This window comes from Herpetosiphon giganteus, from assembly GCF_016907925.1.
Classification (GTDB): Bacteria; Chloroflexota; Chloroflexia; order Chloroflexales; family Herpetosiphonaceae; genus Herpetosiphon; species Herpetosiphon giganteus.
Genome location: NZ_JAFBCZ010000011.1, coordinates 19,841 through 35,355, shown reverse-complemented (window position 1 = coordinate 35,355; position 15,515 = coordinate 19,841). Strand labels below are relative to the sequence as shown.

The 15,515-nt window shown below is 45.7% G+C and carries 16 protein-coding genes; 13 read left to right on the top strand and 3 right to left on the bottom strand.

Annotated elements, in window-relative coordinates; all coding sequences use genetic code 11:
- Positions 1-5: 5 nt before the first annotated feature.
- The 10 genes from JOD20_RS11740 (at position 6) to JOD20_RS11695 (ending at position 9,324) form a co-directional block, all read left to right on the top strand.
- On the top strand, positions 6-470 hold the full coding sequence (locus JOD20_RS11740) for a hypothetical protein (RefSeq protein ID WP_204755447.1): 465 nt from the start codon (positions 6-8) through the stop codon (positions 468-470).
- Entirely contained in the window at positions 392-1,399 is a 1,008-nt protein-coding gene (locus JOD20_RS11735) for a hypothetical protein (protein ID WP_204755446.1), read from the top strand. The genes JOD20_RS11740 and JOD20_RS11735 overlap by 79 nt, the downstream gene beginning before the upstream one ends.
- Positions 1,368-2,060, top strand: coding sequence for a hypothetical protein (locus JOD20_RS11730; protein WP_204755445.1), 693 nt, complete (start codon positions 1,368-1,370; stop codon positions 2,058-2,060). The genes JOD20_RS11735 and JOD20_RS11730 overlap by 32 nt, the downstream gene beginning before the upstream one ends.
- Positions 2,050-2,700 carry a Mov34/MPN/PAD-1 family protein gene (locus JOD20_RS11725; RefSeq protein ID WP_204755444.1) on the top strand — a complete coding sequence of 217 codons (651 nt, stop codon included), beginning with the start codon at positions 2,050-2,052 and terminating at the stop codon, positions 2,698-2,700. Before JOD20_RS11730 ends, JOD20_RS11725 begins: the two co-directional genes overlap by 11 nt.
- Positions 2,681-3,538, top strand: a complete 858-nt coding sequence (locus JOD20_RS11720; RefSeq protein ID WP_164689209.1) for a PRTRC system ThiF family protein — start codon at positions 2,681-2,683, stop codon at positions 3,536-3,538. Before JOD20_RS11725 ends, JOD20_RS11720 begins: the two co-directional genes overlap by 20 nt.
- On the top strand, positions 3,535-4,446 hold the full coding sequence (locus JOD20_RS11715; protein WP_204755443.1) for a DUF3102 domain-containing protein: 912 nt from the start codon (positions 3,535-3,537) through the stop codon (positions 4,444-4,446). Before JOD20_RS11720 ends, JOD20_RS11715 begins: the two co-directional genes overlap by 4 nt.
- Before the next feature lie 307 nt (positions 4,447-4,753).
- Entirely contained in the window at positions 4,754-5,692 is a 939-nt protein-coding gene (locus tag JOD20_RS11710) for a replication-relaxation family protein (RefSeq protein ID WP_204755442.1), read from the top strand.
- 99 nt (positions 5,693-5,791) lie between these two features.
- Positions 5,792-6,235, top strand: coding sequence for a hypothetical protein (locus JOD20_RS11705; RefSeq protein WP_204755441.1), 444 nt, complete (start codon positions 5,792-5,794; stop codon positions 6,233-6,235).
- Positions 6,236-6,406: 171 nt separating this feature from the next.
- Entirely contained in the window at positions 6,407-7,549 is a 1,143-nt protein-coding gene (locus JOD20_RS11700) for a hypothetical protein (protein WP_204755440.1), read from the top strand.
- Between the two features lie 44 nt (positions 7,550-7,593).
- On the top strand, positions 7,594-9,324 hold the full coding sequence (locus JOD20_RS11695; RefSeq protein ID WP_204755439.1) for a hypothetical protein: 1,731 nt from the start codon (positions 7,594-7,596) through the stop codon (positions 9,322-9,324).
- 130 nt (positions 9,325-9,454) lie between these two features.
- On the opposite strand, the gene JOD20_RS11690 is transcribed toward JOD20_RS11695, so the two are convergent.
- Positions 9,455-10,501, bottom strand: coding sequence for a serine/threonine-protein kinase (locus JOD20_RS11690; RefSeq protein ID WP_204755438.1), 1,047 nt, complete (start codon positions 10,499-10,501; stop codon positions 9,455-9,457).
- Between the two features lie 332 nt (positions 10,502-10,833).
- Between JOD20_RS11690 and JOD20_RS11685 the strand changes: the two genes are divergently transcribed.
- The 3 genes from JOD20_RS11685 to JOD20_RS11675 all read left to right on the top strand — a co-directional run bounded on the left by JOD20_RS11685 (position 10,834) and on the right by JOD20_RS11675 (position 12,279).
- Positions 10,834-11,277: a hypothetical protein gene (locus JOD20_RS11685; RefSeq protein WP_204755437.1), complete on the top strand. Its 444-nt coding sequence runs from the start codon at positions 10,834-10,836 to the stop codon at positions 11,275-11,277.
- Positions 11,278-11,293: 16 nt separating this feature from the next.
- Positions 11,294-11,755 carry a hypothetical protein gene (locus JOD20_RS11680; RefSeq protein ID WP_204755436.1) on the top strand — a complete coding sequence of 154 codons (462 nt, stop codon included), beginning with the start codon at positions 11,294-11,296 and terminating at the stop codon, positions 11,753-11,755.
- Positions 11,756-11,916: 161 nt separating this feature from the next.
- Entirely contained in the window at positions 11,917-12,279 is a 363-nt protein-coding gene (locus JOD20_RS11675) for a response regulator (protein WP_204755435.1), read from the top strand.
- Positions 12,280-12,345: 66 nt separating this feature from the next.
- Here the strand turns inward: JOD20_RS11675 and JOD20_RS11670 are convergent, their stop codons facing one another.
- The gene (locus JOD20_RS11670) at positions 12,346-14,121 is read right to left on the bottom strand and encodes a hypothetical protein (RefSeq protein WP_204755434.1); all 1,776 of its coding nucleotides are present in this window, start codon (positions 14,119-14,121) and stop codon (positions 12,346-12,348) included.
- Between the two features lie 21 nt (positions 14,122-14,142).
- Positions 14,143-15,513: a hypothetical protein gene (locus tag JOD20_RS11665; protein WP_204755433.1), complete on the bottom strand. Its 1,371-nt coding sequence runs from the start codon at positions 15,511-15,513 to the stop codon at positions 14,143-14,145.
- Between the last annotated feature and the right edge of the window lie 2 nt (positions 15,514-15,515).

The window sequence follows — 15,515 nt, the reverse complement described above, 5'->3', positions numbered from 1 at the left end:
AAATCATGGCAGTAGATACAAAGATCATCATTGTTGAAGGGAACGATTTTCGGGTACCGATTGCAATGGAGCTTGAAGCAATTCGCGCCTACCTCTCATCAACCTATCCGTCGGTTGCCAGTGCTTCAATAACGAAGGGCAAGCGAACCATCGATGGCGAAGATTATGAAACTATTGAATTCGTCAAAAAAGTTGGGACAAAAGCCAGTGACCTTGCCACACTATTAGCTGACATGCCCCCAGCTTGGCATCATTTTACGACCGAGCTACCCCCCAACTTTGCCAAACTTATCAATGGCATGCTTACCGTTGGTGAAGTGTTTGATCAAGGGTTTGATACCCATTTCAATCGCGTTATTGAAAAGAAAGATAATCTGGAAGGATTAGCGCTATGTATGAAGCTTATCGACCTCCCTGCATTACCCGTAAGCGACGACGATCTCGCATTAACCCTTCCCCTCGGCTGGTAAAGGTCAGCGAGCTTGAGCCATGCGCATTCTTTGATACAACGTTGCTTGATATGTGGTCACATGTACTTAATGGGATATACATAACTGCTTTATATGACAAAAAGTACTTTGAAGAAATAAAGCATGAGCAACTGAAGTTATCAGCAGGGAAACGGTACTTTGTGCGCATGGCCTACCAAATTGAGACGTTGATTCACACAAGCATGGAATTTTATGAGTTCCTTGATTGGCGATCATTAATGCAGCCTGATATGACCGATGAAGATGAACTCTACGATAGCTATAGCCTTGAGTTGCGCTTTTCGGTTGCGAAGAAATGGTTTAGCGAAACACCGCTGGCCGTTTATGGTCTCCCGATTAGTTTTTATGAAATTGCTACCGATTATCATCTGGCAACATGGATATTACGATATCCATTCATGAAAACTGCATTGGCAACCCATGAAGGTGATTTTGAACTGGCGTTGCAGGATGGGTTTGATGTCATTGCTGGCTTAAAGCAAATACCAGTGCTTCCTTCACGGCTTGCGCGGTATATGCAAGAGTTTCTTTTCATCCTGAGCCAAAGCCCTATTCATGGATTCAATTTAGGATTGCTGATCCCATTTGCCTTACGGATAACCGGCAATGAATTTGCCGATTATGCCATGGCTGAAGTTGATGAAGATGGGGGCTTCACAATGTATATTGATTGGCTTAATCCTGAAGCCGTTGGATTGATTATTGAACGGCAAAAGTTTGGGTGTGATTTAGCTGATCAATTTGAGGCATTCAGCGAGTTTTTAAATGGGAATGAATCAGCCACCATCGATATTTTTGTGCATATCTATGGCGCGGCAGCGGTGGTATTAGCGAATCATCCTTCTACTGAGCCAACTACATTAATGGAGTTATTCTATGAAACAGAAGCCGCGACCCTACCCGCGTGAAGTGATTTTTGATACCCCGCCAAAGCTGCAACTCGACTTTTTTGAAAACTGCATCATTCTGACGCAGCGAACAAAAGTAGGCTGGTCATCATATCCCATTGATGCAGCTGATGTAGCGCAGGTATTGAGTAATGTTCCTTCATCAACAGGCCTGTTGCCACCCAATACCCTCGCCTATGGAATCGCTCAAGGATCACCGTATTACTGTATCTATGTGCCACCACGGGTTATCAAGCTATCATTTGATGATTGGGCATCTGGGGGGACGTTTCACATACCAACCCCACCGCTTATATGGAGCGGTTGGAAGCGAGACTATACGATCTGGGCATTGAATACGCTTGAATATCCATCAGAAGAGACCCTATTAGCTTATGCCCCGTTCCCAAATGTCTATACAACCGATGGGGGAATTTGCTGGGGTGATAGTGATGAACGGGCAATAGCCAGCCAATCGACGATAATGCCAATGCTTGACCTTTTTCTCACAGGATCTCGGTTCAATACTCATTTAGCAGGCAGTAAAAGTAATAGAGCAGCAGGCAATATTACCAATCTCTATTATCAGATCAATGGCTTGGATTCCTATCCTCTTGATGATTTACGGCTTTCATCACGAACCGTTGGTGATGTCATCAAAGGAGCATGGAATGCTTCCTAACCTCAATAACTATCATATTGCAACTGGGCAGAACCCAATCCCCAATCAGCCAGGTATTACCTGGCTGATTGCTTTAAACGGTGTCTTTAAATGTGGTTGCAATGCCAACCAGCAAATCATTATTCAAACATCATTACAATCGATACCCATCCCCGGCCTTGTCGGTATCCTGCCATCAGTGTCTTGGAAGGGCTGTCATCAGCGCTTGCCAAGCTCATGGCTATCGCTGCTGTTGAATGATGCGCAACAGGCTGCACGCATCGAACATGGGATTGCTCGGCCTATAGAGAAGCAATACTTTATCACCACCCAGCATACGACCATTCGCTTGATCCCAGCCCGCCAAACCAGCACGATTCATCATATTGCGTATGAAATGCCCAGCGATCCTGTTCTTGTCGATATTCATAGCCACCATGGAATGCCTGCTTATTTTTCGCCAACTGATAACGCCGATGATACAGGCTTATCAGTATCTTGTGTTATCGGGAATATTTTCAAAAACCCCGAAATCATCTGCCGGCTGAACGTCTATGGGCATCATCAAGTTGTCCCAATTACAACAATTTTTGATGGGAACGGCCCATTTATCGATATTGCGCAGCGAGAGGAAAAAGCGTATGCAGACGTTGACTTTTGAGCCTGTTTCTCCCTTTGTGATAGGGAATCATTCCCGTTTTCATATCGTTATCGTTGGGGCTGGGGGAACGGGATCGTTTGTGCTTCAAACCGTAGCGCGATTGATGGTACATTGCCAACACAGTAGTATCAACATTCTTACATCAATTGTTGATGGTGATGTGATTGAGCCAAAAAATATTGGCCGTCAACTCTTCGCTCCAGCTGAGATTGGAAGAAACAAAGCCTTAGCGCTAGCCACGAGGTTCAATCAATCCTTTGGGTTGAAAATTCATGCAGTTCCGGCCATGCTCAATAGATCGATGGGCAACCAACTTCACCGTGGCACATGGCGGGATCAACGACCTTTTACGATTGTTATTGGTGCGGTTGATAATGCGTTAGCGCGGCAAGCAATCCATGAGAGCTTAGAAGCAAAATTTGATTTGTGGATTGATGGGGGCAATCACGAGCACGGCGGGCAAGTGTTGATTGGAAGCAAGCAGAGCATCCGATCAGTAGAAGGGTGTTGTTCGCTTGGCAGTTTATGCGATGCGCTGCCATCACCGGCCTTAGTGGCACCTGAATTAATCAAAGTACCAGCTGAGCCACAACAGACTGATTGTGCAGATGCAATGGCCAATAATCGACAGTCGCTTTTGATTAACCAACAGATGGCTACCATTATTGGGCAGTACCTCAACCAATTGATCTTTACCGGTCGAATAACAACCTATGAAACAATTGTTGACTTAACCTCTTTGACAATGCGAAGCACTTCAATCACCCCATCGAATCTTGCCAAGAGCTTGAATAAAAAACCTGAATTTTTTACTACTAAAGGATCGGTGAAACCATGACAAGCACACAATTAACCCTCTTCGATTACAATGCCCTTGACAGTGAAACCCGTGTAATTGTGCAGCAAAAAGCGGTTGAAATTCGGGATCGCATGCGCAGCGCTGCGCAGGCCGTCATCGAAATTGGTGAGCGGCTGATCGATGTGAAAGAACGCTTGGGCCATGGCAAGTTTGGGCAATGGCTTGATGCAGAATTTCAATGGTCAGCTGATACTGCCCGCAATTATATGAATGTTGCCGAGCGATTCGGCCAAAATCCGAAAATTTCGGAATTTGCCCCGAGCGCGTTATATTTATTGGCAGCCCCATCGACACCAGAAGATGCCAGAACTGAAGCGATCACTCTAGCCGAGCAGGGTCAAAAGATTACCCATGCGGTAGCAAAGCAAATTGTAAGCACGCATAAAGAGCAAGCGCTACCAAAGCCCAATCCAGCAGCTGCACCAGCGCCAAAACCCGAACCAAAGCTAGAGATTCCCCCAATGTTGCTTATTGGTGATCAAGCGGTGCCAAGCGCTGAATTTACTGGCATTTCAGCCAGCCCTATTGATGCCAGCGAAGAGCTAGCCAGCCAACCACTGGTTGAAACGCCACCTGCACAGCCCGACTTGCCACCAATGCTTACCATTGGCCAACCAAGCCCAGCGGCTGCGGTTGACATTGATACAAAGCCACTAGCTTATGCCATTGTCGTACAAGAATTGGCGCGCCAAATGGTAAACATGGCCAACCAGCGGGTGAAGCTCTTAGAAGATCAAATTGAGGCCCAAGGCAAAGAAGTTATTCAACCCTTCATTGATACCGAACAAATGGCTGAAGCAGCTGCATCATTCATTGAAACACCTGCATTCAAGTCACAAGCTGGCCTGTTGGCGTTTGGGGTGAAGGTTAATCTTCGGGATTTCTAATGCCGTTCGCCAGAAGCCACGAATCAAGCCCAATCACCATAAACTAGCAATCAAATGTTAGCCGCGCTTCGTGAAGGAAGCGCGGCTTTTTTTTGTGAGCGCGCCATCTTTTTGCGTGCCGTCATTTGGTACGGGGAGGTTGGACGCGTTCAAACCGTATTCATATCGTGTTCTTTCTGTATTACTACCACTCACAAACCGACAAGAAATCTATAGCCCATCAGAATGGCCTAAACTGGCCGTTTGGTCGTGCCGACATTCTTTAATAGGCTGCACAGCCACCTTTTTATGCTGAGGAGGATATTCCATGGCGCATTCCACAACAATTGGTCTCAATCCGATCGAGATACAGGTCTTACTCTTGATTGCCCGCATTGGGCGCTTACTCTCTCGCCACCTCGGCACGGCATGGGGCCATCCGTTTACGGTGACGATTCAGACCGTTAATCGCACCTTGGCCAAGCTCGTCGATGCCAAACTGCTGACCTATTGTGAGCACTTTCAATCGCATGGCTATGATCCGCGTGGGGCGCTGAGCTGGACACGCCATGGCCGCTTGTATAGTCTCACGCCCCTCGGGTGGGAGATCGTGAAACAGGCATTTCCGACGCTGGAGGAAGGCAGTGAACGACTGGCTCCCACGATGTTCAATCCGCAGCACCAAGCCGAGCACCAGATTGAATATGCAGAGGTCATCACCAGCTTGATTCAATCGCTGTCGTATGTGCCTGGCATTGTGGGGATGAGCAGTTATATCGAGATGGACCTAGGGCCAACGGCGCGGCCCCGTGCCGATGGGATTGTGGTCGTGCGTCGCTGGGCTGATGCAACGCTGCCTGATTGCGAGCGCTCGTCGATGTATCCGTGGCTCGGTCTTGGCCAACAACCAGGGCAGATTGATCAACTCTCTGCGATTGAAATCGATCGGGGCACCGAGGAATTGAGCATTATTACGGGCAAAGCCAACTCGTATCGTGAATTATATCGATCACGCTATTGGGAAGGGCGCTATAGCTGGCCGCTGATTGCCTTTACCGTGCCAACCGAACGCCGCAAACGGGCCGTGCTTGATGCATGGGAAATCGGCTGGCCTGGGAGTCAGCTGCTGATTGCCACGATTGACGATGTGCGCGAATCGGGGGTACTTGCGCCGATCTGGACAACGCAGTACACGAAGCAAGGCCAACGAATCCAGCAACCGCATCGCTTTTTGCGAGCGGCGTGGTTTGAGAATATCATCGCATAAGGAATGGAGTAACTGAATCTACTAGACATCCTATACACCAATACAGCATGCTGCTATACTTTTGATTGCCAATAGTCTGAATAGGAGCGAGGAGCATCGATGGAACTCCATCACTATCGAAATACCAAAAACCGCACGATTATTGAAGAATTAACATTGTTAGTAAGCACGTCTGAACCTGATGATCCCTATCGAGCCGTCTATATCATGTATCTTGATCTGCTTGCCGATCTCGTGGCCATCCCCTATCCAACGCCATTACTTGTTGGAAAAAGCATGACGACTTTAACGTTTCGTCGCGAAGCATACCCCGATCACGCCCCAGTTTGTATTACTGGGTGGCAAGGGTGGTATACGATTGATGTATACGCTGAGCCAGCAACTGCGCCATGGCCCGATGCTCAAATTATGTATAAAACGCGTGATCGTGCGGAAACCATTCGGTATCTACTTTGGGGAATTGAGGCTAATCCGACGTTTCAGTATCCATACGATCAAGAGCACTATACGCGTTGGAAATCGCTCCAAACTACCGAGGAATAACGAACACGCTTAATATCTACAACGATATGGGTTACTGATGGGGCATAACCTATCTTGGTATGCAAAACTTTCTCTATCTACTGAGTCTATGAAGTTAATTTTGTCTAAGTTATTTCCATCAATATTTATATTGTCATAAGCTTGTGAGTATATTTTATAAAGGAGAATTAATTGTCAGATAATAACCTACCACTCATAACAGGCCCAATATCCTACCGAAATTGGAAATATGCGCTTTCTAATTTTCCTAAAACTGGAGGATTTGAATTTCCGCTATTTACTGATGCACATATTACCTCTCAATTAACTGATGGAATTGGTCCCTATAAGTTGATAAATACAATAGCTATTGGTAGATCTAAAGCTACACGACCGAGTATTATATTAAGAACAGATATTCATATTAATGAGCCTCTTCCTGATATGAATAAAACAAATATTGATGCCTATCACTCTGGTTATTTTCAAGATGAGATTACCGCTCTAGTATCATTGTGTATGGGAATTCGTCTAAAGGCTGGTGGAGAAACACGAGAGTTTGAATCTGATGATCTTATTGGTCGTCCTATAGCATACAAGGCTTCCTACGACCCAGTTGTACCAATAATTGAAGAAAGTGAACGTTCACCAGTTATACCTAATATAGTAGGAGAGCATTCATTAGAAGATGCTAAATTACTTACAACTATACCAATGCTAACATCCCAGCAAGCAATTACGCTTATTCGGGCAGCCAGACTCTATCAGGATGCATTATGGATTGCTGAAACGGAATCAGAACTGTCATGGATCATGCTGACATCAGCTATCGAAACTGTAGCGGGCTTTTGGAAAAATGAGTTAGTAACACCAGTTGATAAACTTAAACTATCTAGACCAGAATTAGTCAATATTCTTATGGAAGCAGGGGGTGAAGAACTAGTGATCAAAGTTGCTGAAGAAATTGCTCCTTATATGGGCGCGACTAAAACGTTTATAGATTTCATTCTCTATTTTTTGCCAGCACCTCCCGAGCCGCGACCAAGTTTGTTTACTCAACTGTCTTGGGAGCATTCAGCAATGAAAAAAACAATGAAGATTGTGTATAAGTATCGATCTCAAGCATTGCATGGAGGTACTCCCTTTCCTGCGCCTATGTGTATGCCTCCTAGGAAACATGATGGAAACTATGCTGAAATTCCATTAGGACTTGCAATGAGCACTAAAGGCGCAGTCTGGTTAGCCAAAGATACTCCAATTTTACTCAATACATTCGAGTATATAGTACGTCATACAATCCTAAATTGGTGGAGATCAATAATTCCGTTGTCGTAAGTTGAGAAACTTCATTGGCTAAAGACTTATCGGAGATAAAGATAATGAGTCATAAAAAAAGCAAGCGTGCACGTAAACACCAAAAAGCTCAGCAGTTGCAGCAGAGTTCCGAGAGTTCACCAGTGCATCTTCCTTCAGAAGTTTCGCGCACTCTTCTTGATGTGACTCAAAATCATCCCATTGCTGGACTCCAGCATGCACTTAGAGCGCAACAAATTGCTGAGGTTTTTGACGAATATACCGATCAACTTGGTCTTAGCATGTGGACAGACGCACTTTATAAGTTTGCTACTGTACGCCCTCTTGTATACTTTAATAAGCAAATTATTTTAGACTGTAAAGCGTATCTTAATGAGAATCCTCAAACTACTATTGATGGACTCATAAAACTAAAAAGAGAGTTATCTCATGCTATTAAATCACTTCTAAGGCCAAATGTCAGTTGGGAGAAGGAAGAACACCTTGAGTTGGGAATACCTAGAGATATCCTAGACTTCGAATCTATCTGGCATCCTGAATATCAGCGATACTGCGAACATATCTTCAATCACTTCATCAAAATACCACTTTATATTCTTGGTCAAGAAAAAAACAAAGATTATACCAAACCTTCATTACCTGAGCGCGTAAAGCTTCTTAATGATAATAATTTAAATTTTACTGAAGGTTACAACCAAGTGGTTAGAAATGCTCTTGCTCATGGGACTATTGATTTTGGACTGAACGAGATTCACTATATAGAAAAAGAAAACACAAAGGTTATGCGTTCTAGGGAGTTCGCTGTTTTATTTGATAATCTTGTAAATACATGTCATTCTCTTCTTATAGCGATAATTCTATTTATAGCAGAAAACGAGGATCTTATTGATGAAAATGGAATTGAGAATCTTCCGCTAGGCCTTCGAGGAATGGTTATCGAAGCAATGGCATCTTACAAAGATTTTGAGATATTGAACTTTACAGAAAACGATTTAGGAGATGGAATAAAACAACTTCTTGTTGCAACAAAGATTACGACACGTTCCCGTAATGCAATGATGTTTGAAGGAGTACATCTTGGATGGTTTATTCATTTATATAGTGGTACTGCGTATGATCGCGTAGGTATATCATTTGATTGTGGCACCGGAATAGACTCAATCCTTTTTCTCAAGATGGAAAGATTGCGAACAGCGATGAGAAATAAAGAGCTAGTTGAAAATTGTTTATTGGAGATAATACAACCATCATTATTGTGGACTGATGAGCAGGATACAAATGATTTTTCAGTAAGAAATTGTCTTTATCTAACTACTGCTATTTATAATGATATTCTTTTTGATACAGATTTGAACTTTGGAGTTGAAAATCAAAGATCAGAATATACCTTACGTCACTTAAAGAATGCCAGTAATCATCTTTCTCATCGTCTTTTTGTTTCTATAGTACTTAGAAAGTGGCTTCCGATTCGGAGAGAATTTATTCAGCAGATCATTGCCCATGCAATTGAAATCCTTAAGACATATAAAGTTAAAAAATATGGATTAGAAGGAGAATATGGAGATGAACAAGTACCAGAATATATCTATGTACATCTTTATCGAAGTGATGCACGAATCCGAACGCTAAGCGTAAAATCATCTTGGAAGCATGGAAATCTTTTAGCACGAGCTGAGTGGATATTAAACTGGAGAGGTCATTCATATGATACTCTCCAAGAATATTATGTATTTGATAATGGTCTTGCTATTGAATATAATCCACAAATAGATGAATGGATTGAGCAGAAGCCATGAATTTTATTTTTATAATTTCTAATCCTTATATTATATATCTTCGTAATCTTCTATAAAAAATGATATATTTATGAATATTACGAAGATATATAATTAATATATGGCAATATTTGTAATATTTTAATTTACTTTATTTTTCCCATTCGTTGTCAGGCGGTAAGAAATCTAGACGAAACAGTTGTATATGTGCACAATTATTGCATACAAGTATTTTCCATGCTGGATCACCTACTATCTTGAATCCAAAATTTAAAGCAAAATTTGAAGAAGAATTTTTATCTGTCGTTTTAACTATATAATATCCAGAACCACAATAAGTGCATGGATGTTTTATATTCTTTGAAATTGGGGTAAATTCCTTTTCAATAAGTCGGATAGTTTGTTTCAATAGGACAATAATACTATTAATAGAATATCTTTTATCTGGTTCATCTTGAATCATTAAATCCAATAAATTATTGACATGTTCCATGTAGATGTTATTCCAACCTAATAATTTATCGTTATTAATTCCTTTTAAATCCCATTGTACTTCTCTATGTTTCTCACGAGAAAATATTTTATTAGATAACATCCAATAAAGTAGTTTTCCAAGAGAATAAACATCACTTTTACCTGATATGGTATTTGCACGACCATCTTCTAGTTCTGGTGCCATATAGGAGCGAGGCCCAACAGCTTCTTCAGTTATTGTTAGACGAGCGCCATTATCATCTATATAGCAAATACCAAAATCACCGATTACTGGAGGCCCATTAGGGGTTCGAAAGAAGATATTTTGTGGTTTGATGTCACGATGGAAAATGTTATGCTTATGGGCATAGGCAATTCCCTCGCAAATTTCATAGAAAACCTTTAGTGCCTTAACCGCGTCACCTTCCCATATAGATCTTGCTTGTGTTAGATCGCCACCGGTACAGTATTCAAAAACCATATAAGCCTTAGGTGCTTCTAGATCAAAGTCTACCAGCGAGACGATATTAGTATGCTGCAATAAACGGACTGCTTCAACTTCTTGCCTAAATCGTTCGATCCGGTTATTATTTTTCAGCCGTTTTAGTACATATTCGATATCGCCTCCTCCCTTCAAATCTTTTACGCGAAAAACTAATCCTTGGCCTCCTTCTCCTAAACTCTTGATAATTTCCCACCGTTCCCCATAAATCGTTGGTGCCATGTAGAGTGCCTCCATTGTTACTATGATAATATAGAGGCTTTAATCTTATGAGATGGGATACAGTTTGTACAGATTTATTTATAGTGTCTCTAGTGTTGGATCGTAAGTCCATCCCTTATGTTGTTTACGTGTGCCATCACGAAGCCGTTTCATATATCCATCACTAAGCCCATGCTCTTGGTAGAAATCAAAGATATGGGTAATAATCACTTGCTCTCCAGATGGTGAGATATAGCCGTACCAAGTTACCATTTTCTGGTGCTTTGGTAACTATCAAACCCTAATCACACACCCTTACTTCGTCTAAAATGAGCCAACTTGTAGGAGGATTTATGGCCAAACGCGATCCGAATGAGTTTACCCAACCCACAGTCAAGAAGCTTGCAGAACGAGCTGGCTATATATGTTCAAATCCACGTTGTAAAGCACATACAGTTGGGCCTCATGCAGAAGATGTACGCGCCGTTATAACAGGTGAAGGAGCACATATTCGGGGTGGAAAACCAAAGTCTGCTCGGTACAATTCGAGCATGACACCAGCAGAACGTAGCACTATAACAAATGGTATTTGGCTTTGCGGTCGGTGTGCTAGTCTTATTGATAAAGATGAAAGAACATATACAGTGGAGGTATTATATTCATGGAAGAAAGCGGATGAGCAGGAAATATCAAATAAGATTAGTGGTGTGTTTTATGAGAATGAAGCAAAGATGATTAACTTGAGAAAATTAGAAGATAAAAGCGGGCTGAGCGAGGACGTATTATCCATCGATTGACGACAGGAAGATGTGTATGCGCTCATTTAATATTATGAATAGCAGTGATTTTACTGATCCCGAGATGAATGCGGTTCGAACGGCAATGAATGCGGCCAAAGAAGGCAAGCCCTATGCATGGGTTCAGTATCGCCGCCGCGAGACGATTACCTACTATATTCCCGAGTACGGCGAATCGGCGGATTACTTAATTGCGTTGATCGATCGCATGGTCGTGGCCGACCCACGCATTCAAACCGCCACCGTCTTGAATGCGCACTACCATATCCTGTGGACGGTTGAGCGAAATACCCAGCATGGACAACTGATTGAACAAGCAACCGATGAAGCGGGCAGTTGCTATGCATGTTGGGAATGTGGCCATAGCCAAGCAACCACCTTCTGGCGATGCCCACGCTGTTTAACCAACAACACGTGTCAACCGTCAACTCTTCGCGGGGTTTCTAACCATCGTGTGGATCATGTCGCGCAGTACTGATTTCGTGCTGCTTCATGGAGTCGTTCTTGCTCTGCGTTCGATGCCCCATCGTTGCGTTGCTTCGTTCTGTTCGGACTAAGCGACGGGTGTGCCTGCTCCGCCGTATGCGCTCGGCGTGCGCAGCAGGGCTGTTGATTGCATGCGCCAAGGACCGATCAGCGATGCCTATCTTCATTCTTGTTGTTGATGATGAACCCGCAATCCGGGAATTGTTTGAAGATATGTTGATGGAAGAGGGCTATCTGGTACAGACCGCCGCAACGGGCCAGCACGCCTTAGACCTCTATCACAACCAGCGACCCGACCTGATTTTTATTGACATTATGATGCCCGGGATGGATGGCATGACGCTATGTCGTCGGATTGCCACCCTCCCTGGTATTATCGCACCACCGATGATTCTGATGAGTGGGGGAACCCGGATTTCGTTTATCGATGGTCCCTATCACGCCTTTCTGGCCAAACCCTTTGACCTAACCAAGCTCCTCGACCTTATCCATGCGGTGCTTAATCCGTCCCCATAGGCTACTGCCCAATAGTGGCGATCGCCGATCCGTAAAGGATCGGCGATGTTGCTTTAGCAGCTGGACTTAGCGAATGCGGCGGGTGTCTTGGGCGGGGCCAATATCGGTCAGGTTGGCCAAATAGTGCTCAACCGTGGGAATGGGTTCCTGCGGGGTAATCGTGCCCGTGCCTGCGCTGGCATCAATGGATTGCTCGGCCACAATGAACTTGCGCAGGTTGGCCTCGCTGAAGGAAGCGGGCAAGTCGGTGATGGTGATGGTATCGCCTGGCTCAATTTCATCGAGCGGATACACGCCGCCTGACATATCGGTAAGGCGCTGCGGCACCACATCAATTTGCGCATTGCGATTCTTGCTATCGTTCAGGGCATAGGTGCGGGCCGCTCCTGCCAGTGCCGCGTTGGTCGTATCGACCTTGACGGTTTTTCGGCGGGTAATGCCATACAGCAACGTTGACACGGCATTCGTGCTATAGGCCGTTTGCACCAGTACGCCCTTGGCGGATTGATAGGCCGCCCGAATGCTGTTATAGAGCTTATCAAGTGGCCGCTTCATGGTGATTTTGGTGCGGCTCGAAGCCCACGCTCGCGCATACGTGCCACGTGGCCGATAATATAACCGTCCCTCCCGATCCACACCATACACATAGTCGGTATCAACGGCTAAATCATCGAGCAGCTTGCGATAGCTCTCATTGATCCATGTGCGTTCCTCTTGATCTTCGCCGCTATTCACAATCAGCATTTTAGCAGCGGACAAGCCACAGTTTGGATTCAGCGTGCGCAGGTTGGCCAGTGCATCTTCAATGATTTCCTTATCGGTAATCACAATGCCTTTGACGGTGCTGCCGATTGCGTGATTCTTGGCAAAGTCAGCAATGAAGGTGGTCGCGGTTTTGCTCTTGACCACCACGCTTTCGCTGTTGACTGCGCCGGTTGCGGAGGTCGTAGACTCAAACACGAGCCGTTGACCAACATACACATTCGCCATCGAGGCGAGCGTGACAACACGGTTTGCGCCAGCGGTGATTGCAGCGGTCGTGGTGACGGTATTGACCATGTTGGCACTGGATGCAGCGACGCGCCAGTTTTTGATCCGAAAATAGATATCGCCCGTTTCGCCTGCATAGAGGGCTAATGCCGCGTCATACCACATATCCATGCTGATAATATCGGTATCGCTGAATGCCTCGCACAATGCGCCGTTGACGATGGTGCCCGCGCCTGCGCCACTGCCGGTGATCGTGAGAATGCGCGCCAGAAAGCCAAAGTTGGCATCGCTACGCTGAAGCACGCCCGTCCAGTTGGTTGGCGCGCGAAACTCGAAATCGCACTGCATGATCCGTTGCTTGCGGGTTGCCCCGCTCGGCACTTGCAGGGCTTTACTGCCAATAAACCCAACACTAAAGCGCTCATCCTTCTTGGGATAGATTGATGGGTATTCGCTGCCAAACTCGTGCAGTTCCTCAGCCCGATTACTGACGCGCTCTTTGCCGACGGGAAGCCAGTTGGCATCATCCATCGTTGACCATTGCACACAGGCCTCATCATCGTCAAGGCAGGCAATCAGGTTAAAGCATTCAAATAACAGGATATTGTTGGCTTCGAGTGCTGGCGTGTTTAAGCGAAACACAAACCGCTTGCCATCGCTGCGGCGCACAATCGTGTGCAGGGCTGGCGGATTATCAAGGTACACGGCTGACTCATCGGCCAAGGCACGCATGCGGAACGTGAGCGCATCGATGGAGACATCAATATCGAACGCGCGTTTGCTGAGGTTGGCCACCATGGTGTTGGTGGCCGGATTCAGCAGGCTAATCGTATAATCATAGATTTTCATCATCGCTGTTTTTCCTCTCTCTCCTTAGCGTGGAATCAATGAGGCCGTGCGGCGTTTCAATGTGGCCGTGACCTGCGGAGCTGCCCCGCTGCCGCTGGGCATGATCTTCCATGACGTGCCGTTGGTCGTCAGGATTTGCAGCTCATGAATTCGACCCTTCAGGAAAATCCGTGCATCGCCTTCGCTGAATACATCGAGCGGCCCTGCTGCGGCTTGTGCATAGCTGAGATTTGGTGTGTCAGCGCTGAGGTAGTTGTCATTGATTGAAAGCGTGCCTTGATTGTTATTAGGCCGTGTCACTGCGCCATAGGGAATAATCGCCGTGCGGCCTTGATCGAGAGCGACAAGAAAGATGTCCGCAATATCGAGTGTGCCAAGGCCCGTCGCGGTTGCGGTAATGCCGACGTGCAGCTGCGCCATCGCACTGGGCGAACTGAGGATACCAAGGCTGACGATGCGCGGTGACGTGCCACTGGCTTCATCGATATGGGTATAGCGGCCATAGATCAACTGCCCACCGAGGGTCGTGGCAATGGGCCGAATGCTAAAGCCTGCACTCACAGAATTGTTGCGCACTTTGGCAAACACTAAGCAGCGTTTGGTTTGATTGATGGATTGCTTGGTGGTATGCACCACCTCGCTTGTGCTGGGCGGGGTATAGCGCATCACAGCTCCCATGGGCGCATTATTCGCGGCATCAGCAACCGAACTATAGCCTGTGCCCGTGGCCAAGGGCGCGGCGTTGAATGGAAATAAGCTACCATTTGGGCCAATGACCACCGTCCCCGCCGGAATCGTCGGCATGACAGCGGCGGTGGGCAAGCTGCTCAACGCCAAGTCAAGACTTGCGGGACTAGCGATATCGGCTGCGATGGCGAAGCTAAGATTCGACAGCATCGCATCAGCATCACCACTTGGACTATTTGAATTCACGACGATGCTGTTGCATAGAATCGGGCGGCGCGGAAATTCCACCTTCACATTGCGGTAAAAGCGGTTATTGGTATCGACGAGAAAATTACTGGTGAGCGTAATCCCAAAGCGCGCTGGCTCAACCGATGCCATCAGCGCATCGTAGGCTACGCCATTGTTGATCTGCTCGCGCCAGATCACGGGTGTGCTGCTCATCCCATCATTGAAATCAGCAGCATCGTCGAGGATCGCTTGCAGGGCATTTAGATTGACGCTCACTTCATCTTCATCAACGCCGCCAATGGCAACCTCAAAGGATTCGGCGGTATCGAGATATGGCTCGCCACTGCCTGGATTGCGGTCTGGGATTGGCGGCTGCCAGCGGTTTTGTTCCATGCGATATTTCCAATTGACCGACTGATCGTTTAAGTTGAGGACAATCGGTACTTCTGCTTGTTTGATAATCCAAAATCCATGAGCCATGG